The organism is Rhodocaloribacter sp. (genome assembly GCF_056451265.1).
Genome location: NZ_JBWOPL010000026.1, coordinates 45,086 through 69,650, shown reverse-complemented (window position 1 = coordinate 69,650; position 24,565 = coordinate 45,086). Strand labels below are relative to the sequence as shown.

General features: G+C 66.5%; 19 protein-coding genes. 11 read left to right on the top strand and 8 right to left on the bottom strand.

The genetic code is table 11. The features are described 5' to 3' along the window. Positions 1-355: 355 nt before the first annotated feature. On the bottom strand, positions 356-775 hold the full coding sequence (locus tag AC1HIY_RS03940) for a RidA family protein (RefSeq protein WP_479575408.1): 420 nt from the start codon (positions 773-775) through the stop codon (positions 356-358). A 341-nt stretch (positions 776-1,116) separates the two neighbouring features. Between AC1HIY_RS03940 and AC1HIY_RS03935 the strand changes: the two genes are divergently transcribed. The 7 genes from AC1HIY_RS03935 to AC1HIY_RS03905 all read left to right on the top strand — a co-directional run bounded on the left by AC1HIY_RS03935 (position 1,117) and on the right by AC1HIY_RS03905 (position 10,118). Continuing rightward, positions 1,117-4,284: a WD40/YVTN/BNR-like repeat-containing protein gene (locus AC1HIY_RS03935; protein WP_479575405.1), complete on the top strand. Its 3,168-nt coding sequence runs from the start codon at positions 1,117-1,119 to the stop codon at positions 4,282-4,284. 462 nt (positions 4,285-4,746) lie between these two features. Further along, positions 4,747-5,688 carry an SPOR domain-containing protein gene (locus AC1HIY_RS03930; RefSeq protein WP_479575404.1) on the top strand — a complete coding sequence of 314 codons (942 nt, stop codon included), beginning with the start codon at positions 4,747-4,749 and terminating at the stop codon, positions 5,686-5,688. Positions 5,689-5,815: 127 nt separating this feature from the next. Beyond that, entirely contained in the window at positions 5,816-6,403 is a 588-nt protein-coding gene (locus tag AC1HIY_RS03925; RefSeq protein ID WP_479575403.1) for a HupE/UreJ family protein, read from the top strand. 76 nt (positions 6,404-6,479) lie between these two features. After that, positions 6,480-8,615 (top strand): M1 family metallopeptidase, encoded by a 2,136-nt coding sequence (locus tag AC1HIY_RS03920; RefSeq protein ID WP_479575402.1) that lies wholly within the window; start codon positions 6,480-6,482, stop codon positions 8,613-8,615. A gap of 83 nt (positions 8,616-8,698) precedes the next feature. Further along, on the top strand, positions 8,699-9,208 hold the full coding sequence (locus AC1HIY_RS03915; protein ID WP_479575401.1) for a DUF6702 family protein: 510 nt from the start codon (positions 8,699-8,701) through the stop codon (positions 9,206-9,208). A gap of 113 nt (positions 9,209-9,321) precedes the next feature. After that, complete coding sequence (locus AC1HIY_RS03910) at positions 9,322-9,750, top strand: MerC domain-containing protein (RefSeq protein WP_479575400.1); 429 nt, start codon at positions 9,322-9,324, stop codon at positions 9,748-9,750. Between the two features lie 29 nt (positions 9,751-9,779). Next, complete coding sequence (locus AC1HIY_RS03905) at positions 9,780-10,118, top strand: hypothetical protein (protein ID WP_479575399.1); 339 nt, start codon at positions 9,780-9,782, stop codon at positions 10,116-10,118. A gap of 16 nt (positions 10,119-10,134) precedes the next feature. On the opposite strand, the gene AC1HIY_RS03900 is transcribed toward AC1HIY_RS03905, so the two are convergent. Continuing rightward, positions 10,135-10,740 (bottom strand): carboxymuconolactone decarboxylase family protein, encoded by a 606-nt coding sequence (locus AC1HIY_RS03900; RefSeq protein ID WP_479575398.1) that lies wholly within the window; start codon positions 10,738-10,740, stop codon positions 10,135-10,137. A gap of 384 nt (positions 10,741-11,124) precedes the next feature. On the opposite strand from AC1HIY_RS03900, the gene AC1HIY_RS03895 reads away from it, so the two are divergent. Beyond that, complete coding sequence (locus AC1HIY_RS03895; RefSeq protein WP_479575397.1) at positions 11,125-11,574, top strand: DUF2267 domain-containing protein; 450 nt, start codon at positions 11,125-11,127, stop codon at positions 11,572-11,574. A 176-nt stretch (positions 11,575-11,750) separates the two neighbouring features. Here AC1HIY_RS03895 and AC1HIY_RS03890 read toward each other — a convergent pair whose 3' ends face one another. Next, positions 11,751-13,340, bottom strand: a complete 1,590-nt coding sequence (locus AC1HIY_RS03890) for a tetratricopeptide repeat protein (RefSeq protein ID WP_479575396.1) — start codon at positions 13,338-13,340, stop codon at positions 11,751-11,753. 415 nt (positions 13,341-13,755) lie between these two features. After that, positions 13,756-15,279 (bottom strand): M20/M25/M40 family metallo-hydrolase, encoded by a 1,524-nt coding sequence (locus AC1HIY_RS03885; protein WP_479575395.1) that lies wholly within the window; start codon positions 15,277-15,279, stop codon positions 13,756-13,758. 149 nt (positions 15,280-15,428) lie between these two features. Between AC1HIY_RS03885 and AC1HIY_RS03880 the strand changes: the two genes are divergently transcribed. Beyond that, complete coding sequence (locus AC1HIY_RS03880; protein ID WP_479575394.1) at positions 15,429-15,977, top strand: hypothetical protein; 549 nt, start codon at positions 15,429-15,431, stop codon at positions 15,975-15,977. Positions 15,978-16,196: 219 nt separating this feature from the next. Beyond that, positions 16,197-18,485, top strand: coding sequence for a TonB-dependent receptor domain-containing protein (locus AC1HIY_RS03875; protein WP_479575393.1), 2,289 nt, complete (start codon positions 16,197-16,199; stop codon positions 18,483-18,485). Between the two features lie 149 nt (positions 18,486-18,634). Here AC1HIY_RS03875 and AC1HIY_RS03870 read toward each other — a convergent pair whose 3' ends face one another. The 4 genes from AC1HIY_RS03870 to AC1HIY_RS03855 all read right to left on the bottom strand — a co-directional run bounded on the left by AC1HIY_RS03870 (position 18,635) and on the right by AC1HIY_RS03855 (position 23,747). Next, positions 18,635-19,657 (bottom strand): hypothetical protein, encoded by a 1,023-nt coding sequence (locus tag AC1HIY_RS03870; RefSeq protein ID WP_479575392.1) that lies wholly within the window; start codon positions 19,655-19,657, stop codon positions 18,635-18,637. After that, positions 19,654-20,868 carry a M20 family metallopeptidase gene (locus AC1HIY_RS03865; RefSeq protein WP_479575391.1) on the bottom strand — a complete coding sequence of 405 codons (1,215 nt, stop codon included), beginning with the start codon at positions 20,866-20,868 and terminating at the stop codon, positions 19,654-19,656. The genes AC1HIY_RS03870 and AC1HIY_RS03865 overlap by 4 nt, the downstream gene beginning before the upstream one ends. Then, on the bottom strand, positions 20,865-21,470 hold the full coding sequence (locus AC1HIY_RS03860) for a flavin reductase (protein ID WP_479575390.1): 606 nt from the start codon (positions 21,468-21,470) through the stop codon (positions 20,865-20,867). The genes AC1HIY_RS03865 and AC1HIY_RS03860 overlap by 4 nt, the downstream gene beginning before the upstream one ends. 138 nt (positions 21,471-21,608) lie before the next feature. Continuing rightward, positions 21,609-23,747, bottom strand: a complete 2,139-nt coding sequence (locus tag AC1HIY_RS03855) for an acylase (protein ID WP_479575389.1) — start codon at positions 23,745-23,747, stop codon at positions 21,609-21,611. A gap of 443 nt (positions 23,748-24,190) precedes the next feature. On the opposite strand from AC1HIY_RS03855, the gene AC1HIY_RS03850 reads away from it, so the two are divergent. Beyond that, positions 24,191-24,499: a hypothetical protein gene (locus AC1HIY_RS03850; protein WP_479575388.1), complete on the top strand. Its 309-nt coding sequence runs from the start codon at positions 24,191-24,193 to the stop codon at positions 24,497-24,499. Positions 24,500-24,565: the final 66 nt, after the last annotated feature.

Genomic DNA, 24,565 nt, shown 5'->3' with positions numbered 1-24,565 from the left:
GATGTACCTCTACCGCCTCGTCACGCGCACGGTGGTCATCACCCGGCGCATGGTCAAGGTGCGGCGATGACGCTCCTCGGAGCGCCGCCGCCCCGGTCCGAATGCACCCGGCGGCGCGGCGCAAATCCACCGCGCCACTTCCCGGAAACCCTGAACCGGCCCGGGTTTGCCGAAGACTCCAAACTTTGTGATCTTGGAGTTATGAGCAAATCAGTGCTCCGCGAAGCGCGGGTCACGGGGACCGATTGCTGAGGCAGGTTGCGCCTCCGGCCGGTGATGGACAACGAGCGCCGAGGCCGATCACCGGCTTGATCGCCCCGTTAGGCGGCCGTGGTGGACAAGGCGTCCCAACGGTTTACCTGGACCGATGCGCCTCCAGTTCTATTTCTACCATAAACTCGGGAAGCGCAAGCCCTTTGACCTCAAGCCACGATCCGGTCGGAAACTGTTTTGTGTAGATCGTATTGCGATACCCCGCGACCTCGAGAAACTTCGCCATATCGGTTGTAAAGACGTTCTCCACGATCACATCATCAAAGCTGAAGCCATAGTGTTTCAAGACCTTGCCCAGATCCGAGTAGGCATTCTTCATCTGCTGTTCCATATCACCGACGGCGGTGGGGTTGCCCGCATCATCCATGCTCACGGCGCCTGAGACTTTGAGGTCATCGCCGATCCTCACTGCATGCGCGTATCCGTAAGCCTTCTCGACCTCCGGTCGCAAAAGGAAGTACTCCGGCGCTTCCGCCGCATTCGACACTTCTTGCGCAACCATATCCGTTTCGCCCGACTCGGACGGGGCACACCCCAGGGATGCGACAAACAGTATTGCAAGGGACAGCGTGGCTTTCGTCTTCATGGTTGATCTCTCCAAAAGTTTGCAGATGCCGCCTGCCGACCCTCGAACCAGGCGCGAACCGCGTGAATGTCTACATGCCAGTATACCCGGGATGCCGGCGTGAAGCAAGATCGCCCGGGCCCGCGCCATAAATCCACCTTTCCGCAGGTTTTGCCTTTGTCCGGGAAACGCCGGATTTTGGGAGCGGCGCCCTGCCGGCATGAGCGGCAGGCGACCCGACGTTTTGTCTCCTCCCCACCCTGGACCCCGCCATGTCGATGCCCCGCCCTGTTCTGACGACCCTCCTTGCCCTCGCGCTGCTCCCCACGCTCGTGTTCGCCCAGAAAGCGACGGACGAATACCCCGTCGATCCGGGGCTGTATCAGGCGATGGAGTGGCGCAACATCGGTCCGTATCGCGGCGGGCGTTCCGTGGCGGTGGCGGGCGTGCCGGACGAGCCCCGGACGTTTTATATGGGCTCCACCGGCGGCGGCGTGTGGAAGACGACCGACGGCGGCACGACGTGGAAGAACGTCTCCGACGGCTTCTTCGGGACCGGCTCCGTCGGCGCGATCGCCGTGGCCCCGTCTGATCCGAACGTGGTGTATGTGGGCATGGGCGAGGCGCCCGTCCGCGGCGTCACCTCCTCCCACGGCGACGGCGTCTACAAATCCACCGATGCGGGCAAGACGTGGACCCACCTCGGCCTCGAAAAGACGCGGCAGATCGCGAAGATTCAGGTGCACCCGGACAACCCCGACCTCGTCTTCGTGGCCGCGCAGGGAAACCAGTGGAAGCCCACCCCCGAGCGCGGCATCTACCGCTCCACCGACGGCGGCGAGACGTGGACGCTCGTCCTCCATGTGGACGAGGGCACGGGCGCGAGCGACCTCAGCATGGACCCGACGAACCCGCGCATCCTCTACGCCGCCTTCTGGACGCACCAGCGCAAGCCGTGGCAGATCGTCAGCGGCGGCGCCGGCAGCGGACTCTTCAAATCGACCGACGGCGGCGAGACGTGGACGCGCCTGACGGACGGCTTGCCGGAGATGATGGGTAAGATCGGCGTGGCCGTCTCGCCCGCCAACCCGGAGCGCGTGTGGGCCATCATCGAAGCCGACGAGGGCGGCCTCTTCCGCTCGGACAACGCCGGGAAGACGTGGACGCGCGTCAACAAGGACCGCCTCCTCCGCGCGCGGGCATGGTACTATACCGCCGTCACCGCCGACCCGCTCGACGCGGAGACGGTCTACGTGATGAACGCCCCCCTCCTGCGCTCCGTCGACGGCGGGCGCACCTTCCGCCCCGTCCCCACCCCGCACGGGGACAACCATTGTCTGTGGATCAACCCGCACGACAACCGCGTGATGATCAATTGCAACGACGGCGGCGCCAACGTCTCGTTCAATGCCGGGCGGACCTGGTCCACACAGGCCAACCAGCCGACGGCGCAGTTTTACCGGGTCATCACCGACAACCGCTTCCCGTACCGGGTCTACGGCGGGCAACAGGACAACTCGTCCGTCTCCATCGCGAGCCGGACGATGGACAACGGCATCGGGCGCGAAGACTGGCACGGCGTCGGCGGGTGCGAGAGCGCCTTCCCCGCCTTCGACCCGGACAACCCCCGCTTCGTCTATGCCGGGTGCTATCAGGGCATCATCACCGAGTACGACTCCGAGACGCAGTTGACCCGCAATATCATGGCGTATCCGTACCTCGGCCTCGGCTCGGACCCGAAAGACCTCAAATACCGCTTCAACTGGAACGCGCCCATCGTCGTCTCCCCGCACGATCCGAACGTCATCTATCACGCCGGGAACGTCGTCCTGAAATCCCGGGACCGGGGGCAGAGCTGGACGGAGATCAGCCCCGACCTGACGCGGAACGAGCCGGAGAAGCAGGGGAAAGGCGGCGCGCCGATCACGAACGAGGCCGCGGGGGCCGAGACGTACAACACCATCTTTTACCTCGCCGTCTCGCCGCACGAGGCGGGCACGATATGGGCCGGCACGGACGACGGACTCGTCCACCTCACCCGCGACGAAGGGCGTACGTGGACGAACGTGACGCCGGAAGGCATCGGCGAGGCGCTCATCAACGCCATCGAGATCTCCCCGCACGACCCCGCCACGGCCTACCTCGCCGTCTCGAAGTACAAGTTCGGCGACTACACGCCGCACGTCTTCCGGACGACCGACTATGGACGGCACTGGGAACGCCTCGTGAACGGCCTCCCCGACGAAGCCTGGGTGCGCGTCGTGCGCGAGGACCCGGGGCGCAAAGGGTTGCTCTATGCCGGAACGGAGCTCGGCCTCTTCGTCTCTTTCGACGACGGCGCACACTGGCAACCGTTTCAGCGCAACCTGCCCGTCGTCCCGATCACGGACCTCACCATCCGGAATGACGACCTCGTCGCCGCCACACAGGGACGGGCCTTCTGGATCCTCGACGACCTGACGCCGCTCCACCAGATCGACGACGCCGTGGCCGAGGCGGACGCCTACCTCTTCGCCCCGCGCCCCGCCTACCGCACGGGCGGCTCGAACCCGAAGATCCCGGGACAGGGACAGAACCCGCCCAACGGCGTGATCCTCTATTACCTCCTCCCCGAAGCGCCCGACTCCGGCGCCGTGGCCGTGACGCTCGAGATCCTCGACGGCGACGAGGTGATCCGCACCATCGAACCGAAGAAAGGGGGCGGCGCATCGGCCGCCGGGCCGAGAGGCCCCGCGCCGCCGACCGGGCTGACGAGGAAACCGGGCATGAACCGGTACGTGTGGGACTTCCGCCGCGAGGCCGTCACAAGGGTGCCGGGGCTGTTCACCTTCGGCAGCCTCGCCGGTCCGCGCGTGGCGCCGGGCGCATACACGGCCCGCCTCATCGTCGACGGCGACACGCTCACGCAGGCCTTCGAGGTGCGCGCCGACCCGCGCGTGGAGACGACGCCCGAACAGTGGCGCGAACTGACCGCCGTTCTCGACGATATCCGCGACACCGTGGACGAACTCCACCGCGCCGTCATCCGCATGCGCAAGGTGCGCGATCAGGTGGATGCGCTCATGGCGCTGACGAAAGAGCACGCCGAAGCCGACACGCTCGCCGCCCTCGGCAAGACGGTGAAGGAGGCGATCACGGCGTGGGAGGAGACGCTCGTGCAGCCGAAACAGCAGACGTTTCAGGACGTGATCAACTTCCCCAACCGGCTCAACGCACAGTTCCTCAACCTGATGAACCTCATCGACGGAGCCGGGCCGCCGGTAACCCGGGGCGCCCGCGCCCGGCTGTCCGACCTGAAGGCGGAATGGACCGAACGCCGCGCCGAGATGACGCGCATCATCGCCGAGGACGTGGCGGCTTTCAACGCGATGTTCGAGAGCCTCGGCATCCCCGCCGTGATCGTCCCGGAGATGACCGCCGGGGAAGCCCCCACGTCGGACGGGTGAAGGGGCGGGCCTCTGGCGATCTTGTTCGGAAGCGCGAGGGCGAAACACCGGTTGCCGCCTCCGACGCCGCCTCTCAACCCCATAACCCTCCCCCTTCTCAAGGGGGAGTCCTCCGAAGGAGGGAGGGGGTCCCCGGTCGCTCCTGCAAACAGACCATATCCCGCCGACCCCGTCGGGGCCCCCTCCCCTTCATAAGGGGGAGGAACCTCCAAGGCCTGCATGCGACGCCGCCTCTCAACCCCATAACCCTCCCCCTTCTCAAGGGGGAGTCCTCCGAAGGAGGGAGGGGGTCCCCGATCCGCCTATCGAACGGAAAGTTGTTTTGTATTGACAAGGGCCCACCGTGCGTTATGACAGAACCCCTGAACGCTTCCGAACGAATCCACCGCTTATTCCCTGAAACAAAAAGGCGATACAGACGAGGAAACCCTATCATTCGGTTTTTTCAGCACGGTCCGCATCATGCGCATTGGCTTACTCCTGCTTCTCACGTTCATGCTCGTCCCCCCGGCGCGGGCACAGACGGGCAAGATCGGCATGCCGGGCGAGATGCTCCGCGAGCGGCTCGGCGAGCCGTTCCACACGAAGGCCGACGACGGGGGTGAGATGTGGTTTTATCGGGGCGGCGACGGCCGTATGACCTTCGGCTACTACCTGGTCGACGGCGTGATCACCGCTACCGACGTGCTCGTCACGCACGACTCGCGCATGCAGGCGCTCTCCCGCATTCAGCAGGTGCTGGGCGAGATGAAGCGGGCCGGATGGCGCGTCGTCGAACTCAACGCGGACAACTACCTCCTCTATGCGGGCGCGTCGGTCTACCGCGTCTACCTTCTCCCGAACCGCGACGACCACGCGCTGTTGCTCTCGCACATGCGCCGGAAGGAGGTCAAAGAGATGAACGGACGCATGCGGGACGAACTCCTCGCCGTGCATGAGGCCGAAGACGCGCTCAGCCCCGACCTCGTCGCCTATCTCGCCGAGGACACGTCCGCCGCTGCGCCGTCGCCGTCGAGCCCCCCTCCGAAGACGCGCGCCGGGACGCCGAGGAGGGCCCGGGCGGAGGCCGCCACGCAGCCCCCGACTCCGGTGGAAACCGCGTCGACCCGTCCGGCGGACGTCTCCACGGGCCGGGAATACACGTGGATCGTCGCCTCACGGCCCACCCCCGAAGAGGCCGACGCCGTCGCAGAACCATACCGCCGGGAAAACCTCCCCGTGCTCATCCTCCGAGCGGAGGTCGACGGCCGGCCGGTCTACCGCGTCGGCCTCGGTCGGCACGCCACGCGGCGGGCGCTTCGGGCGGCCCGCCGTTCGCTCCCTGCCCGGGCGCCCGCTGACGCCTGGCCCTTCCGCTTCGACCCCTCCATGCTGTGGCGCGGAGGCGATCGAAACGACCGATAGCTTTTTCCGCCTCCCGGCGCATCCTCACACGCGGCGTCTCGTACGGACAGCTACCCTCCCGGAACCGCCTTGCGTCTCATGCGAACAAGGAGTCGTCTGCCCGGTCCCGTCTTCTCCTGCGCCGCTCATGCCCTCGGAGTTTCTCGTCTACCTACGGCTCGGTTTCGAGCACATCTCCGACCTCAAGGGCTACGACCACATTCTGTTCATCGTGGCCCTCTGCGCAGTTTACCGGTTCAACGCATGGAGGCATCTCCTGTGGCTGGTGACGGCCTTCACCGTGGGGCACTCCGTCACGCTCGCCCTCGCCACGCTTCGCCTCGTCACCATCGACAGCGCGCTCGTCGAAGTGCTCATTCCCGTCACCATTTTCCTCACCAGCCTGATCGACATCGCTGCGCCGGCGGAAGAGCAGCAGGTAAAGGCGGCGCGGTACAAATACGGTCTCGCGCTCGGCTTCGGGCTCATCCACGGACTTGGTTTCTCAAACTTCCTCCGCGCCGTCCTCGGCGGCGAGGAAAGCATCGTGCTCCCGCTCTTCTCCTTCAACGTGGGGCTGGAACTCGGACAGATTGCCATCGTCTTTGCCGTGCTCACCCTCTCCGCCGTAATGGTGGGCTTCGTCAAGATGAAGGCCCGCGACTGGATCCTCGTCCTCTCCGGGGCGACGGCGGGGATCTCCCTCCTCATGATCCTCGAAAGGCTGACGATGTGAACCGCCCTTCGGCCCCCTTTTCCTCCGTATATCCCGTATGACCTCCCCCTAACCAGCTCTGGAGACCACAGCCGTCATGTCACACCCGTTTCGCCTTTACGTCCTCGGCACGCTCGTGCCGGCTTTTCTGATCCTCCTGGCCCTCCCTTCCGGCGACGCCCTCGCCCAGCACTGGCTCCATCCGGACACCACCTGGCGCACCAATCAGTCCATGTTCCGGGGCATGCAGGAATGGCCCGACCCGAACGAATACCGGAATGCCGCCGGCTCGCCCGGTCCGAAGTACTGGCAGCAGCGGGTCGATTACGTGATCGAGACCGCGCTCGACACCACGACCCACACCGTCAGCGGCTCCGAACACATCACGTATCACAACAACTCGCCGGACGCCCTGCGCTACCTCTGGATCCAGCTCGACCAGAACGTGCGCTCGCTCGAACACAGCCGCACGTACCGTGTGCGCGGCGCCTTGCCCGAGCGCATCAACCCGCGCTTTGCCCGCTTCCTCGGCCTCGATCCGTTCGACGGCGGCGACGAGATCACGCGCGTCCAGCTCGTCGATGCTTCCGGCAAGCTCGTCGACGCCCGCTATCGCATCGACGACACCATCATGAAGGTGAACCTGCCCGATCCGCTCGCCCCCGGCGCCTCGACCGAGCTCGAGATCGACTGGAGCTTCCGCGTGCCCGACAACGGCCGAGGCGCCAAAGAGAAGGTCAGCGACGGATGGCTCTACCTCGTCGCTCAGTGGTTCCCTCGGCTCAGCGTCTATGACGACGTCAACGGATGGCAGACCGACCAATTCCTCGGGCGCGGCGAGTTCTACCTCAACTTCGGCAACTACGACGTCCGGATCACCGTGCCGTGGAACCACATCGTCGATGCCACGGGCGTGCTTCAGAACCCGGAGGAGGTGCTCACGGCCACCCAGCGCCGCCGGCTCGCACAGGCCCTCGAAAGCGAGGAGCCGACGTTCATTGTCGCCCCGGACGAGGTGATGAACCCCTCGACCCGCCCGAAGACGAGCGGCACGCTGACCTGGCACTTCAAGGCCGAGAACGTCCGGGACTTTGCGTGGGCTTCCTCGAAGACCTTCGTCTGGGACGCCGCCGGTTACCGCTACGCCCCCGGTGAAACGCCCATAGCCGTGCATTCGCTCTATCCCCGCGACGCCATGCCGCTGTGGGACAAGGTCTCGACGCGCGCCACCATCCAGACCCTCAAGACCTATGGCCGGATGGCCCTCAAATATCCGTACCCGAAGGCAGTGAACGTCCACGGGCCGGTGGGCGGCATGGAATACCCGATGGTCGCCTTCTGCGGCGCGCGCCCCCGCAACGGCCAGTACAACGACCAGCTCGAACGCGCGCTCATCTCCGTGACCATCCATGAGGTGGGCCACAACTGGTTCCCCATGATCGTCGCCAGCGACGAGCGAAAGTGGACGTGGATGGACGAAGGGCTGAACACCTTCCTCCAGTATTACGGCGAACAGGATTACGCGAAAACGTATTGCGGCGGCGTATGGACGCAGACCGACGACTGCACGTATCCGAGCCGTCGCGGCCCCGCTCCGAAGATCGTGGACTACATGCGCGACCCCGATCAGGTGCCCATCATGACGGAGTCCGACCTCATCCACAAGGATTTCGGCAACAACGGCTACGCCAAGCCCGCCACGGGCCTGCAGATGCTTCGCGAGCACGTCCTCGGCCCCGAGGCCTTCGATGAGGCTTTCCGAGAGTATGCCGAAAAGTGGGCCTTCAAACACCCGCAGCCCGCCGACTTCTTCCGCACGCTGGAGGAAGGCTCGGGGGAAAACCTCGCGTGGTTCTGGCGCGGATGGTTCTACACCACGCATGCGAACAACCAGGCCATCGCCGACGTGAGCGTCCAGCCCGCCGACTCCCTCCTCGGCTCGACGGACCGGGGACGGAACTATTACCGCATCGAGGTCAAAAACAAAGGCGGCCTCGTCATGCCGCTCGAAATGGAGATCACCTACGACGACGGCTCCACCGAGCGCTTCGACATGCCCGCCGACGTCTGGCGCAACAATGAGATCTCGTTTACGAAAGGCTTCTTCACCGACAAGCGCGTCGTCAAGGTCGAACTCGATCCCGATCAGGCCTTCGCCGACATCGACCGCGACGACAACGTGTGGGAAGCGCCCTCCGTCGAGGGCGAGACGGAAACGGGGGGGAATCGGTGAGGCGTTTGGGCATCTAAACGGGACGCTCTGTGACCAACCAACGTTCAAACGTTCCCCCGTTTGAACCCGCTAACGATTTGCCGATGCCGATCCTCCTCTTGCTCTTCTGCCTCGTGCCCCTCGCCGGGACGGTCTCCGAACCGCCGCCGCACGATTTCCACGTGACGTACGGTCGGCTGGCCGTCGAAGGCGCGACGGCGATGCTCCGCATCCGTTTCTTCCACAATGACCTCGAAGGCGCGCTCCGCGCTTTTCACAGGCAAGGCGACCTCCGCCTCGAAGCCGATCCACGGTCGGACTCGCTTTTCCTCGCGTATTTCCACGACAAGTTCGCGCTCGAAAGCGACGGCGCGCCGCTCCGGGCCGAAATCGTCACGAGCGGGGAGGAAACCGAGGGCAAGGAGCGGGTGTGGTGGTACGTTCTTCAGTACGAAGCGCCCGCACCCCTCCGGTCGCTCAAGGTTCGGGACGCCCTCCTCTTCGAGGTCTTCTCCGATCAGAAGAACATCTTCCGCGTGCTCCATCTCCCGGACGAGCAACGAGAGACGTTCTATTTCGTCGAGGGATCGGCGGAGGCCGAGCTTACGTTTTGAAGCCTCCGGAGGCGTGGATTCCGCGTGAAGCCGGGGCCGCCGGGATCGAAGCCGGAGGATCGACGTTGGAGGGGAGTGTGTATTCACATACACATCCACTGATCCCTTCGTCCATGCCCGAAACGTCCTTGCCCTCCTCCGAAGCCGCGAAGCCCGCTTTCTGGGACCGCGTCGGCATCAGCCTCTCCGGCATCTGCGTGGTGCACTGCCTGCTTTTGCCCGTGGCGCTGGCGGCATTGCCGCTCTGGCCCATGCTCGAAACGGCGCACGCATGGCTCCACCCCGTGTTCGCCGTCCTCTTGCTCCCGACCACGCTCGCGGCGATGGCGCACGGCTACCGGAGGCATCGCCGGAACGACGTCGCCGCCCTGCTCGGCGCGGGGCTCGTGCTCATTCTGGGGGCAGGTTTCATCGGCCATGCGATGCCGGGCGCCTTCACCGAGACGACGCTCACGGTGCTCGGCAGCGCCCTGCTCATCACCGGCCACTGGCGCAACTGGCGCACCAACGCCGCCTGCCGCCTGCCCGCTCACCCTGCCTGATCCGCTCCCGCACCTTTCCCCTCCGCCCTATGCACCGCCTCAACTTCACGCTCGACGCCGCCACGGTCAAACTGCTCGAAAAGCTCTCGCGGACGTATTACGGCGGCAACAAATCACAGACGGTTCGGGCGGCGCTCGAAAGCCTCGCCGTCCACATCGGGCATGAGGGCTGGGTGGTGGCCGGATACACACCCGTGGAGGTACACGGCGACGTGGCCTGCCACACCTGCGGCACCGAACACCATGAGGGCGAAGTGCTCTACCGTCCCGTCTTCGAGCGGGGCGAGAGCCCCCGCGCCCTTCCGCACATCCCCACCGAAGTGTGGCTCGACTGCCCGCAGTGCGTGGATCAACACTTGTCGGCGTGAGGGGCGCCGGCTTCTCCTATCCATGATGCCAGTTCGCCTCGTCGGCGGCGGCGCCGGGGGAAAGGCCGAGCACGTCGCCGTCGGTGGTGACGCCGAGCCCGAGCACGGTGCGGTTGGCATACGCGAAATAGCTCACCACCTGGTTCACCTCCAGGATCTCCCCGTCGCTCAACCCCACACCCCGGAGCGACTCGATCACCGGCTCATCCATGTCGGCGGGATGGCGGGTGAGGCGCTCCGCATACCGGAGCACGATGCGCTCGCGCACGCCGAACGCGCCCTCGAAAACGTTCCGTTCGAGAGCCTCCCGCATCGCGAACGCGCGCGCGTCGTCGTCGAGCAGACGGCGCAGCCCGGCAAAGTGGTGCTCGACGCAATAGTCGCACCCGTTGAGCAGGCTCACGTACACGCCGAGCGTTTCGAGGAACCACTTCGGCATCCGATTGCCGGCGTGGTGAAGGACGTTTTTGTACAGCGCCATGTGCCCCGCCATCGTATGCGGGCGCAGGCTGTGCACCTTCATGATGTTGTCGATGGCGCCGCCCGGCCCTTTGATGCGGTCATAGAGGGCGCGGAGCTTGCCCGTGGCGGCTTCATACGGAATGGTTTCGATCCAGCTCATGATTTTCGATTGTTCACAGTTTGGGAAGATCGTCGCGAGCGCCGCATGGCGGGCGGCATGAGAAAAGCCCGACAGGTAATATAGCCCCGGTCCATCGGATGGATGCAATGGCCATAAGCAATAAAGGGCGTGAAACCCCAAGGTCGAGATTTCGCCCCCCATCCATCGCCACCGTTCACCTTCGCCATTCGCTTCGAAAACAGGTCATCTCCGACCCCGATTGGAGGGCCATTGACGAGCATCGTGCCGGATTACCGGCATGGTTCCGGAGCTGCCGTCATCCCTGTCATGCTCTCCCGTCCGGGCACGCTCTTTGATCATGAACGGGACGGAAGCATTTGTCGCATAAACCCTGTCAAAAAGGCAAGTTAGGAGGTGAGGGTTATGTCAGAAACAGGACTTGAGGTATTCGACGCGACCATCCAGAAAACCAACAGGTGGCTCAAGGAAATCCGTGAAGAGCTGCACCTGAGCTCCCGCCGCGAGGCGTATCATGCCCTGCGTTCGGTGCTCCATCAATTGCGGGATCGTATGACCGTGGAAGAGGCCGCTCAATTCTCGGCGCAACTCCCCCTGCTGGTGCGGGGCATCTTCTTCGAAGGATGGAACCCGACGGGCAAGCCCGAGCGCATCCGCCACATCGACGAGTTCCTGCAGCCCATTCAGGAAGCGTTCCATCAGCTGGGTCTGACGGTGAACCCGCGCCAGGTCGTGCAGAGCGTTTTCAAGGTCTTGAACCGCCATCTCAGCGCGGGCGAGCTCGAGGACGTGCGCGCCCAGCTGCCGCAGGAGCTCCGCGCGCTCTGGCCGGAACCCACGGCGGCGGAAGCCTGACACGCGGAACCCTTCCGGAAGGCCGTCGGAGATGATTTCGGCGGCCTTTTTTATTGATCGAAGGTCGGCGGGACGCGTCACGCCGGCAGAGTCTGAAGGACAGTAGATAAGACGGGGGGACGGGCATAGGCTGCGCCTGAACGGAGCGCTATCCAACAGCCGTCCCCGGGCTTCATTCATTTGATATGGGCCCGCGCAGCCGCAAGAGCGGCACGCCTGGATCCGGGGGCTGCCGTGGCGAGGAGTTGTTCGTAGTATGTTCTGGCCAGGGCAGGTTTGCCCAGGGCCCGGGCTGCGCGGGCGGCGCCATCCAGGCTCAGGAATCGGTTGGGGTTCAGCCCGAGGGACATCTCGTATGCAGCCAGGGCATCCTCATGGTTTTCCTGTTCCATCAACAGGTCCCCCAACTGCTCGAACGCCGGCAAAATCGGCGCTGGCGTGATCGGCTGCTTCGGCGTCGCATATTCCAGGCGTGTGGCCGCTTCCAGCAAGGCAACGGCTTCGGCGGGCTTTCCGGCCCGTTGCGCTATCCAGGCCGAGAGCGCCAGCCGGAGGATCTCTATCTCGGCAGCAAACATTTTTTCTCCTGCCCCTTCCGCTGCCGCCTGCAGGTGGCGCACGCGCTGCATGGCCTGTGCTGCCGCCTCGTCACGCCCCAGGTGCACGGCTCCGAGCCCCCGCGCAAACCACGTGACCGCCTCCGGCCACACGAACCGGTCCCAGTCGAGGTAGGCCGGCCTACGCGGAACGAATTCGGCGGCCTCCTCCCATGCTTTCCGTTCCAGCGCCACGCGGGCCTGCGTCTCGGCAAAGTGAAACGCCGCCTTGAAGGTCGGCTGTATGGTTCCGACGGCATGCAAGCGGCCGAGTTGCTTCACGGCGGCGGCATCGTCGCCGCGCTGGAGGTGTGCATAGATGAGGTAGCCCACCATGTGAGGGAATTCGTCCCAGACCACTTCATCCCGAAGGCCGGCAGGCCCGTCCAGAGCAGCAGCAGAAGCATCCATGTTCCCCAGAATGACGTTTTCCCATTCCCCGAGACGCACGTAGATATGGGTGGGCATGTGGAGGGCGTGGGGAATCCGGGGGGCCACCCGGCCATAGCTTCGGACGATCGCTCTCGACTCCCCCTCCCTCCCCTTCACGTCATTGGCGTGGATCATGTAGTGCATCGCGCCCGGATGTGCCGGATGCTCCTGAAGGACGGCCTTCAGGAGTTCAGCGGCACGCTCTTGATGCGTCAGCCCGCCATCGGCCGTGGCAAGATGGGCCAGGGCAAAAAACGCAGCACCTTCGGTATCGTCCGGCAAGAGCATGTGCAGGTTTGCCATCGCACGCTCCCATCTGCGTATCCGGCTCCAATAGTCGTCTGACTCGGGGTCCTCAAAGAAACCGGCCGTCGCGGCGAGGAACAGTTGCTCCCGCTCGGTGGGGACCTCCATCGCACCGGCCGCGAGCATGGCTTCGTATCCCCGCCGGAGCGCTTCAGGGCCGGGCCGCGTCGGCCACAGCGGCTGAAACAGCGTCATGGCCACCCCCCAGTGGGCCATCGCACAATCCGGATCCAGCTCCGCGACCCGCTCGAACCCTTCGCGGGCCTTCGGATACGTCATGTGATGCAACAGAGCAACCGCCCGGTCGAATTCCATCTGTGCCGCTTCCGAACAGGAAACGGGGAAATGTACGGTGCCCGGTTCCTGCGCCCGGAGAGCGCACGGCAAGGTAATCCAGGTGGCGAAAAGGAGGACGGAGATGCAAGATTTCATCGTCTGTTCGGGCTGATCGAGACGACGGCTTCGAATCCGCTGCGCCAGGGATACGACCTGGCCTCTACCGCGGTAACGCATCCAGGATCGTCGCGAAGTGCATTTCTGGCGGGCAATCGGGTACCCACAGGGCGTGAATCCGCCAGCACGATTTTCGGCAGGAGCACAATGTTAGCAAGACATGAACAGATCATGGCGGCTGCCTCCTGAATACCATGGGTCAGCATTCAGAAGTGACCACCCTATACGTGCCTTCCTGCCTATACAGCAGTATACATATCGTATTCCCCACATGCACGAGCATTGTGGGCAGGCGATACGGCAAGACCGGCAGCCAGCCGCGTTCCGGGTCGGGTTCTTCGCGCTCCACACGCCTTCCAGCGAACCGCCTCCAGCCGCCATAGATGGCCCCACCTCATTCCGGCATCGTGAGCAGCGCCGCATAGAGGTCGATGCCGTAAAAGAGGTTGGCCAGGCGGAGGTTCTCGTCGGGGGCGTGCTGGTTGTCGTCGTGGTTGGCGATGGGGACGATGACGAACGGCTTGCCGAGCACGTCGGAGAAGAGGTAGAGCGGGAGCGAGCCGCCGAGGGCGGGCACGAGGATGGGCGGCTCGTCGGCGGCAGCGGTCACCGCTTCGACGAGGCGCTCGGTGATGGGCTGGTCCATCGGCGTGCGCGCCGCCGGATAGCCGCCCTTCCGGTCCACGCGGACGATCTTCGGATACTGCAGGCGTGTGTCGAGGTCCGGCTCCTCATAGACGATGTGATAGCCTTCTTTGCGGAGGTGCGCCTCCACGAGGTCGAGCATGTGCCCGGGGTCGTTGCCTTTGACGAGGCGGATGCCAAGCGTGGCCGTGGCGGTCGCGGGGATGACGTTCCGCGCCAGCGCGCCCGTGTTGCCGCTCGAGAGGCCCCGGATGGTGAGCGAGGGGAGCATCAGGCGTTCGGCCAGCGGGGCATTGTGCGCCTCCGTCTCGGCCAGCCCGAGTTCGCGCCGGAGTTGATCGTCGTAGGCGGGCAGCGCGGCGAGGGCCCTTTTCTCGGCCTCGCTCAGCGGCGCGACGGTGTCGTAGAAGCCGTCGATGAGCACGTCGCCGTCCTCGGCTTTCATGCTCGCGAGGAGATGCGCCAGCCGGGCGCCGGGCACGGGCGCCCAGTTGCCGTAGTGGCCGCTGTGGAGCGAGCGCGTCGCCCCGTAGACCGTGATCTCCATCCCCGTGACGCCGCGCACGCCGAAGACGAGTTGGGGACGGCGGCTCTGATGCACCGGCCCGTCGCAGAAGAGCCATACGTCCACGTCGGCGTAGCGGTCGCCGAAGCGGGAGAGGTATTCGTCGAGATGCGGAGAGCCCATCTCCTCTTCGCCTTCGAAGAGAAGCTTGACGTTCGAGGTGAGTGTGAGACCGGCGGCTTCGAGCGCGTCGAGCGCGGGCAGGAGTGCGCCGAGGGGCGCCTTGTCGTCGCCGGCGCTGCGGGCATAAAGGTACCACCCGGGGTCGACGGCCTCGCCGGGCGCGGGCATCGGGCGGGGCGTGCCGCCCTGCTCCATGCTCGCCGTATAGAGCGTCGGCGTCCACGGGGCGTGCGTCCACCGCGTCGGGTCGGCGGGCTGTCCGTCGTAGTGCACATAGATGCCGATGGTGCGCGCGGCCCCCGGCGCGCGGCGCTCGCCGTACACGATGGGCGGCGCGCCCGGCACCGTCAGAAGCTCCACGTCGAAGCCGCGCGCGGAGAAGGCGTCGCGGATGAAACGCGCGTTCCGACGGATATTCACCGAGTCCGACCCGACGTTGGGCATCGAAAGCAGCTCGACGTAGTCGGCGAGGATCTCGGCGGCGTGCGCCGAGCGATAGGCACGGGCGGCCTCTACCCCCGTCCGTTGTGCGCGCGCGAGAACCGGAACCGTCAGCAAGGCCAGAAAGAGAAAGAGCCGTTTCATGGAAGGTGGGAGCATCTGAAACATTCGAAACGTTCGACGCTCAAAGTAGGCATCGAAGCCGTCCGGCACAACCGATTTTCCACCTCCTCTTCATTTAGGACCGTCGTATCTTTTTTGGAAAACGCTCGCCGTCGCTCGTGAAGCGCGTTATGTCCCAATCGACCCATCGCACCGTCCCCCCTTTCGTTGCGCTCCCGAGGGCGCACCGGATGGCGGCGTGGTGCCTGGCGGCGCTGATGCTGTTGCCCTACAATCCGCTGCCGCTCCTGTGGGCCGAGGCGAACGGCCCGCACGCCCCGGAGATGACGCATGAGGCGGGCATGGCGCACGAGACGGGCGCGCATCGCCACGGAGCGTATTGCCTGAGAACGTGCCGGAAGTGTCGGCATCATTCCAGCGCACCGCTTCATTCCAGCGCACCACTTCGCGCCGAGCGCCTTCCCGACGACGGCATCCCGACGACGGTCACCGGCATGGCCTGCCGGCGGGGCGCGCACGACGGACCGCAGCTCTGCGGATGTGGACCGAAGGACGACCACCAGCCGTACACCGCGCCCGTGGTGGACAAGTTCGTCGCCGCCGCACCCGCTTCCCCCGACGCCGCACCCGCCGCGCCGCGTCGTTTCGCCGCGCTTCGCGAGACGCCCCCCGAACGCCTCCCCTGCGACATTTTCCATCCGCCCCGGCGCCGCTCCTGATCCCGTCCCGCCCTTAGGCGGCGACGATGCTGTGCTTCTCCGAACGGGCCTCTCCGAAGCGGGGCGCGCCCCGCGTGGTTTCAGGCTCCGACCGTCTAACGGCGCCCTCCCATTCGCGCGCGTCTCCGGCTCGTTCCCCGTCATCATCTTTTCGAGGATTGGAAAATGGATACGTATATCTTTTCGAAAGCGCGTTTGGTCATTCTGTGGTTCTTTTTGATGCTCACCATACCGGCGGCATGGGCGCAGCGGCCCGGCGGGATTGCGGGCACGGTGGTCGATGAAAACGACGAGCCCGTCATCGGCGCGGGCGTGGTCATTGCCGGGACGCTCCGGGGGACGGCCACCGACGCCGAGGGGCGCTTCGAGATCGGCCCGCTCCGGCCCGGCGCGTACACGCTCGAAGCGCGGGCGCTCGGCTATCGCCCCGCCACGCAGACCGTGACGGTCGTCGCCGGGCAGACGGCTTCGGTCACGCTCCGGCTCCAGACCCGGCCCCTTTTGCTCGAAGGCATCGTGGTGTCGGCGCTCCGGCCCGACCTCGAACCCGTCGCCGAGATGGACGCCCGGCGCGTCCGCGAGACGCACGCCTCCGACGCGGGCGAGTTGATGCGGCTCCTCCCCGGCGTCAATGCCGCCCGGCGCGGCCCCATCGGCCTCGACCCGAACATCCGGGGGCTGTCCGAAACCGAGGTCGGCGCCTACATCGACGGCGTGCGGTTCTTCCCCGCCGGTCCGCTCCGCATGGATTCGCAGATCAGCCACTTCGACCCGAGTTCGATCGCGCGGGTCGAAGTGGTGAAAGGGCCGTACGCGCTCACGTGGGGCGCGGGCAACATGAGCGCCATCCGCGTGGAACGGCACGGCCTCAACCCCGCGCCCGGGCTGCACGGCATGCTTCAGAGCGGCTATAACGACAACGTGGGAGCTTTCGAGACGGCGGCCATGCTCTCGCAGGCACGCGGGCCGCTCTCGGTGTGGGCGCACGGCGCGTTCCGAGAAGGCAACGACTACCGGGCAGGCGACGGCGCGAAGATCCCGAGCGACTATCGTTCCGCCGAAGCGCGGGCGCGCCTCGGCTACCGCCTTGCCCCCAACGCCCGCCTCACCGTCGCCGGCGGCTATAACCGGCAGGACGACATCGACTATCCGGGCCGTCTCCTCGACGCCACGTTCTTCGATGCCACCGACCTCTCGACGAAGTATGAGATGACGCGCGCGTCCGGCGCACTCCGATCGTTCGAGGCCCAGCTGAGCTGGAACCGGGTCAAGCACGCGATGAACAACGACCACAAGCCGACGGCGCAGCCCGGCGTCTTCCCGAACGGCAGCCCTCGACCGCCCCTGTCGATCCGCGTCAGGGCCGAGACGAAGAACCTCGGCGGGCGGGCGGCGGCGCAGTTCGTCGCGCCGAGCCACGTGACGATCACCGTCGGCGGCGACTTTTACCGCGCCAACCGCGACGCGCGCCGTCCCTTCGAGGCCATTCGCCCGGACGGCTCGCGCTTCGTGCCGCCGTTTTACCGGAGCGATGAAGTATGGCCCGACGTGACGATCACCGACGGCGGCTTCTTCGTCAACGGCACGCAGACCGTGGGGGCCGTGGGCGTGGCCGCCACCGCCCGGCTCGACCTCGTCCATGCCGCCGCGGGGCGGGTGAGCGACGCCTACATGAGCATCGTCGGATCGGGGATTACGCGGGAGGACCTTACGCAGAACGAAGCCAACCTGAGCGGCGCGCTCACGCTGACGACGCATCCGGACGAGGCGTGGTCGGTGTCCTTCGGCGTCGGCTCGGTCGTCCGCACCGCCGATGCGCTCGAACGCTACTCCGACCGCATCCCGGCGAGCAAGGCGCAGACGAGCGCCGAGTTCATCGGCAATCCGACGCTCAAGCCCGAGCGCAGCACCCAGGCCGACCTGTGGCTGGAGGCGGCCTATCCCCGCGTGAGCCTCCACCTGAACGCGTTCGCCCGCCGCATGGACGACTACATCACGCTGGAGCCCACGGACGTCCCGCCGCTGCTTCCGCTCAGCCCGCCGACGGTCTTCCGCTATGTCAACGGCGAGGCGACGTTCTTCGGTCTCGAGGCGGCGGCGGCTTTCTCACTCACCGAGCCGCTCACGCTGAACCTCGGAGGCAGCTATCTGTGGGGCAAAGACGAGACGCTCGACGAGCCGGCGCTCGGCGTCACGCCGCCCGCCGCGAACGCCGCCCTCCGGTATGACGCTCCGAGCGGACGCTTCTTTGCCGAGGGAACGGCCCACTTCGTGGCGAAACAGACGCGAGCGGCCCTCACGCGCGGCGAACGCTCCACCGACGGCTATACGACCGCCGACGTGCGCGTGGGCCTCTCGCTTGCGCGCAACGTGTCGGTGCTCTTCGGCGTCAACAACCTCTTCGACACGCTGTACGCCAACCACCTCAATGCCGCCAACCCGTTCACGGGCGCGCGCCTGCCGGAACCGGGACGCGTCCTCTTCGCCAACGTGCGCCTCGCTTTCTGAGCGCCGGTGTCCCTTCGAAGCCGACCTCCCTGCGGGCCCGGCCCGGAGGACCGCTCCCTTTGCGGCGGCGGCCTCCGGGCGGGGTGATGCTCGGCTCGCCCCGACCTTGCCCTGCAAGGGATCAACCGGAGGGGAGATGCCCCGTGCACTCACGCTTCGTCCGAAAGTCCGAGGCGTTCGCGAAGCAGGGCCCGGAGCGCGGGAAGGGACTCGTGTTCGAGCACGTTGAGCGCCCGGATGCCCGAGAGCTTCTCGATGAGCGCGACGCCCGCCGCCGTGTTCGTGGCGATGCCCGTGACGAAGTCCGGCGGGTGCCCGAAGGCCGAGATGATGCCCACGACGGCGTACGGATCGGACGTGCACAGCACCGTGAGGCGGACGCTCTCGCCGAGGGCTTCGACGGCCACATCGCCGTTGTAGGGTTCGAGCGGGGAGGCCCCGGCTTCGATGACGGCCACGTCCGCCGTGGCGCGGGCCATGCGCGTGAGCAGTTGCCGGAGGTCCCGGCGGAAAGCTTCGGGCGGGCCGATGGTCGAAGGCTGCCCCACGTCCACGAAGTCGAAGATGGCGTCCGCCCCGGCGTCGCACATCGAGAGGACGTCGCGGTAGCGGCCCGCTCCGGTGAGCTTCGCCCCGACGACGCGCAGGCCCATGTTCTTCAACATGCGGATGAGAATGCGCGCCGCCGTCGTCTTTCCCGCCGACATGGAGGAGCCGATGAGGAGGATCGAAGGCGTCCGGAAGGGGGCCTCGGGCAGGCGCGCCACGTAGTCTTGCATCCGTCGCTTCCCGCCCTCGACGAGCACGTGCCCGCGATACCGGAGGCGGACGAGCGGCTGGAGGAAGATCGCCCGCGAGAGCCCTTTGCCGAAGAGCCCCGCGCCCGTGAGGAGGTGCATGAGACCGTCGGGACCGATGGACGCCCACGAGCCGGTGGTTTCGAGCGTGGCGAAGCGCTCGCCGAACGCGCCGACGACCACGTCGCCTTCGACCACGTCCGCCATGCGTCCGTTCTGTAGCTCGACGCGGTACGGATTGCTCAGCCGGTCGAGGACCTCGCCCGCCACGTAATCACCCCGCGCCCACTGTTCGCGCGGCAGCGGGCGGATCTCAAAGGGACGCTCGGCGAGATCCGAAATGCGGGTGAGGGACGTCAAAAACGGTCTTTTCATGAGGCAACCTCCCGACGCTTCGAGGCGCGCCCGTCGTCGGATGCGGCAGGGGGGATCGAGGGATGAAGGAGGAGAAGCGCGAGGAGGGCGCACCGTTCCGTCAGCCTGTCGCGGAAGGCGAACTCGTGGCGGGCGTGCGCGCCGTCGCCGACGGCGCCGAGGCCGTCGAGCGTGGCAGTAAAGAGGCTGGTGAGGTTGCCGTCGGAGCCGCCGCCGGCGCATCCCTCTTCGAGCGGGATGCCGAGCGTGCGCGCCGCCGCCTGCGCGGCGCGCCAGAGCGCCCGGTTGCGCGGCGTGCGCTCCATCGGCGGGCGTCCGATGCCGCCCTCGATGGTCAGCGTAGCGCCGGGCGTGGTCGGCTTCAGACGGCGAATGGCCGCCTCGACGCGGCGCGCCTCCTCGCGCGTGGGCACGCGCACGTCCACGACGGCCCGGCTCACCGGCGCGACCACGTTCGGCCGCTGTCCCCCGTCGATCAGCCCCACGTTGACCGTCACGCCGCGCGCGAGGTCGTTGAGCGCGTGGAGCTTCTGGATGACGTGCGACAGTTCGAGGATGGCGCTGACGCCCGCGCCGGGGTCGAGCCCGGCGTGCGCGCCCACCCCATGCACGTGGATGACGAAACGCCCGACGCCCTTGCGCGCCGTCTTCAGCTTGCCCGAGAGTCCGAGCGCGGGTTCGAGCACGTACACCCGCTCCACCCGCCGCGCGAGCATCCGGAGGTACGACCGCGACTCGACGCTGCCGATCTCTTCGTCCGAGTTGACAAAGACGACGGGTGTCACCGGGGGCGTGCGGCCGAGCGCGCGGAGCGCCCGAAGCGCGAAGACGATCATCGCCAGTCCGCCCTTCATATCGAAGACGCCCGGTCCCCGCACTTCGTTGCCCCGGACCTCGAAGGGCATCTCGCGGATGGTGTCGAGGGGCCACACGGTGTCGCAGTGGCCGAGGAGCAGTTGGGCGGGCCGATGCCGCGCGCGCCGTCGGGGTCGCGCGTAGAGGTGCCCGCCCGAACGCCCGCGCCCCGGGAGGCGGCGCACCTCGAAGTCGAGATCGGCCAGCGCGTCGGCCAGGAGGCGTTGCACCCCCGCCTGCGCCTCCGGCACGTTCGACGGCGACTCGGCGAGAACGAGCGCCTTCAGATAGTCGATCATCTCGTCCTCATGCTCGGCCAGACAGGCCCGTATGTCGCGCGCCGTCGTGTCCATCATCCGTGCCGCATACCTTCGGGCCTCGGGAAGGCGAAGCTCTCCCCTACGCTCCCGTACCGCCCCGGCGCGAGGTACACCGGCAGCGGCATGCGCCCGATGAGTTCATGGTCGCTCTGATCGAAGATGCGGAGGGCATCCTCGCGCACGTACGCCGCCGCCACCCGCCCCGTGATGAGGCCGAACGGACCGAAGCCGCCCACGATCTTCTCCAGCTCACACTCGAGGAAGAGATACCCGTCGCTCAAAAAAACGCCGTCGATCTTCTCGGCGGGAAACGTGGGAAGCGTATCCAGCCCGCGCCGCGCGCCGTCGTCGTGCCGGATCAAGGCCGCCAGCGCGGCGTGGACGACCTGCCGGGCCAGCGGATACGTGACCGTGAAAACGCCCTCGCGCAAGACGTTCCGATACGTGCGATGCTCCGGCGTGCACGCGAAGCCGAAATAGTTCGCCCACCCGATGGGCATGGCCTGATGCTTCGGCGCAAAGGTGTGCCCGCCCTCCGGGTCTTTCGTCCCCACCACCACGAGCGGGGCGACGGTGAAGACGCGCTCCCAGATGGGCAGATCCACATCGAGCGATACGAGGGGCGCTTGCGTTTCCATAGGTGCGCGGCACTTGAGTGTCGGAACGCCGAATGCGTTAACTTTCTGACGAACAACATCATACGGCGCAAAGGGGCAGGCTCGTGTCAGGCGGTCCCTACAATGCATGTGAGGGATCTTCGGACGCTCCCGGTCAGCTTATCCGGGCGGCCGCTCTTCTCCCGGCCGATAGGCGCGTTCGAGGTGGGCGCGGATCTCCGCTTCGTCCCGCCACACGGGTTTGCGCGCGTTCCTGACGAAGAGCCGCGCCTGATCGGCATAATGCGGGGACGCGGCGTCGAGGGTGGCGCTTCCGAACTGATGGATGCTCTCCGAGCGAACCCGCCCCTCGGCGTCCCAGGCCGCGAGGAGGATGTACGAGTCCCCCGCCATGCCGGCCAACCGCCCGTCCGGCTGAAGCGCGCCGTTGACGGCATGGAGCACGTCGGGGGCGCCGCCGAGCCCCAGGTCGACGTCGCCCCGCCGGAGCCGGTTGACGTCCTTCCACGGCGGCGTGAGCGTGCCGAAATGGGTCCGCAGATGCCCGGCCGCCCACCGCAAGCGGCGCATGAGCGTGTCCACCGGGACCGTGGTTCCATAAGCCTCGATGAACGGCTGAAAGGTGAGGACCGCCAGCGCAGTCCGCGTGTTGGCGGAGTCGGCGCGGAGGTCCCACGCGCGGAGTTCGGCGAGGGCCCGGCGGGTGAGCGTGTCCGGCGGAGCGGGAGCCTGAAGAAGCTGCCCTCGCATCCGCGCCACCCGGGACTCGGGCGCGTACGTCACATCGTATTTATACGCCGTGAAGTCATTCCACGTGATCGCGTCGTCGGCCCCGAAGAGCGCGAGCGCTCGGAGCCCCCGGTTCGTCATCTTGTCCGTCTCGATGCCGAAGGTGTGCGAAAACGCGCCGGGGTCGGGGTTGTCCGTGCCGAGGGTGGCGCGAAAGGGCGAGCTGTTCGTGCTCTGCACAAACCCCGAGGCCGGGTCGAGGACCTGCGGCAAAGCGTCGAACGGCAGCGTCTCGGTCCACAGCGTCTCGGAGGTGTCGCCGGGGAGGTAGGCGCGCCAGTCGTAGTTCTCCGAACGCATCGGAAGGCGGGCATTGTACACGTAAAAAATGCGGCCGTGACGGTCGGCATAGACCGTGTTGAACATGGGCACGGCGCGGGCCGCCATCGCCTGCCGCCACGCCTCGAAGGTGCGGGCCCTGTTCATCCGATACCACTGCTCCACCTGCCCGACCTCTCCGAAACCGGCGAAGCGAAGCGCATAGACCCCGTGCGGACGCCGCACGACCGGCCCGTAGACGGACCACAGCGCCTCCCGTTTGAACGTCCATGAGAACGGCCCCCACAGCTTCACCCGGATCGGCGCCTCGCGCTTCTCCAGCGTTCGCCATTCCCCGTCGAAACGATACCGGTCCGGGTTGTCGGGATCGACGTCGAGGACGTACACGTCGATGAGGTCGGGAGTGTTGACGGTGTGCGCCCACCCCAGGTCCGGGTTGTGGCCGTGGAGGATGAGGGGCGCGCCGGGGAAGGTGGCTCCGACCACGTCCCATCCCTCCTCGCTATGGAGGTGCGCCTCGTACCACGCCACCGGCCCCGTCCACGGCTGATGCGAGTTCACGGCGAGGAAGGTGCTTCCGTCCGTCGTCCGCGAGGGCGCCACGGCGAAAGCGTTCGAGCCGAGGTTGCGTTCCGAGAAACGGGTCCACGCCGCGGCTTCGGACCGGGGCGAGACGTCGCGTGCGCGCGCGTCGTCGAAGAGTGCGCGGAGGACCCGGTCGATGCCGAAGAAGAGCGGAAGCTTGTGCACGAAACCGGCCACGACGTCCCGGCCCGTGACGGGGTAAAGCGCCGGCAACGCGGCGTCCGGATGAAGGGCGGCGTAGTGGTTGAGGCCGTCGGCATAGGCCTGGCAGAGGGCGCGCGTCGTCGAGTCGAGCCGGGGATAGCCGTCGGCGACGACGTCCCACACGCGGAGGAGGCGCACCATGTAGTCGTTCGGCGCGGCCTCCGCCCCGTAGACCTCCGCGAGCCGTCCGCGGGCGGCCAGGAGCGCGCCCTGAAGGGTGGCGAAGTCGTCCTCGGCATGGGCATACGCCAGCCCGTACGCGGCGTCGGCGTCGGTCTTTCCAAAGATGTGCGGCACGCCCCAGGCGTCGCGGAGGATGCGAACGTCGTGCTTCGCGGCGGCGTCCGCGAGCCCCGGAGGCAGGGTCTCGCGGGCCGTCAGCCACATCAGCCCGGCGACGAGCACGAAAAGGAGAAGGAGCGTCCAGAGGATGCGTTTCATGAAGACGGACGTGCGGTGAGAGGGTCATCGAACGCGCCAAGATACGACGCCGCAAGCCTCCCCGTCCCGCCGCACACCCGGCATTCCGTGTTCCGCGAAGTTGCTTTCCCGGCCTTTCCCGCGTCTGTAATGCATATAATCCATACGCGCTCCGCGATGCGGCCTCATAATTTCCCCCCAACGCTCCTCTCCGCAGTCATGAAGTGGATAATCGTCGCCCTGCTTTTCGTGCTTCCGTACGCCTCGCACGCCCAGGCTGCAGATTCCCTTCACGCCCCGCCGAAGCGCAGGATTCCCTTTTCGTGAACTACGGCAAATACTTCACCTTCTCTTTTCTCGGGTCGTTGGGCGGGGGCTTGGCGGGGACGTTGGTCGGCACACGCATCTACAGAGAAGAAATTCGGAATGACTCTTTTTGGGGGCTGTACGTCGTTCCCTTTATCTTGTCCGGCCATATACTCGGCGGCATCGTGGGAGTCACGCTGGCGGGCCACGAGAGAAGGCGTATTTTTCTTTACGCGCTCGGGGGGCATCTCGCCTTCATCGGGGCCATCGCGCTCACGGCGCAGTTCCACGACCGGACGGCGGCTTCTCTCGGTCTCACGTACCTCGTGGGGATGCCGTTTTTCACGAGCGCCATCGCTTATTCCGTGGACAAAGCTTTCGCCCGGAGGCAGCGCCGGGTGCGCGTCGCCCCCGTGATGTCCTTCGGCAAGCATTCCTCGACGCTCGGCGTGCGGCTCACGTTCTGACGGGCCATTTCGCCCGCGTGGGCGGTCCCATCCGAAGCGCGCGCGGCGTATCTTGACCGGGCGAAT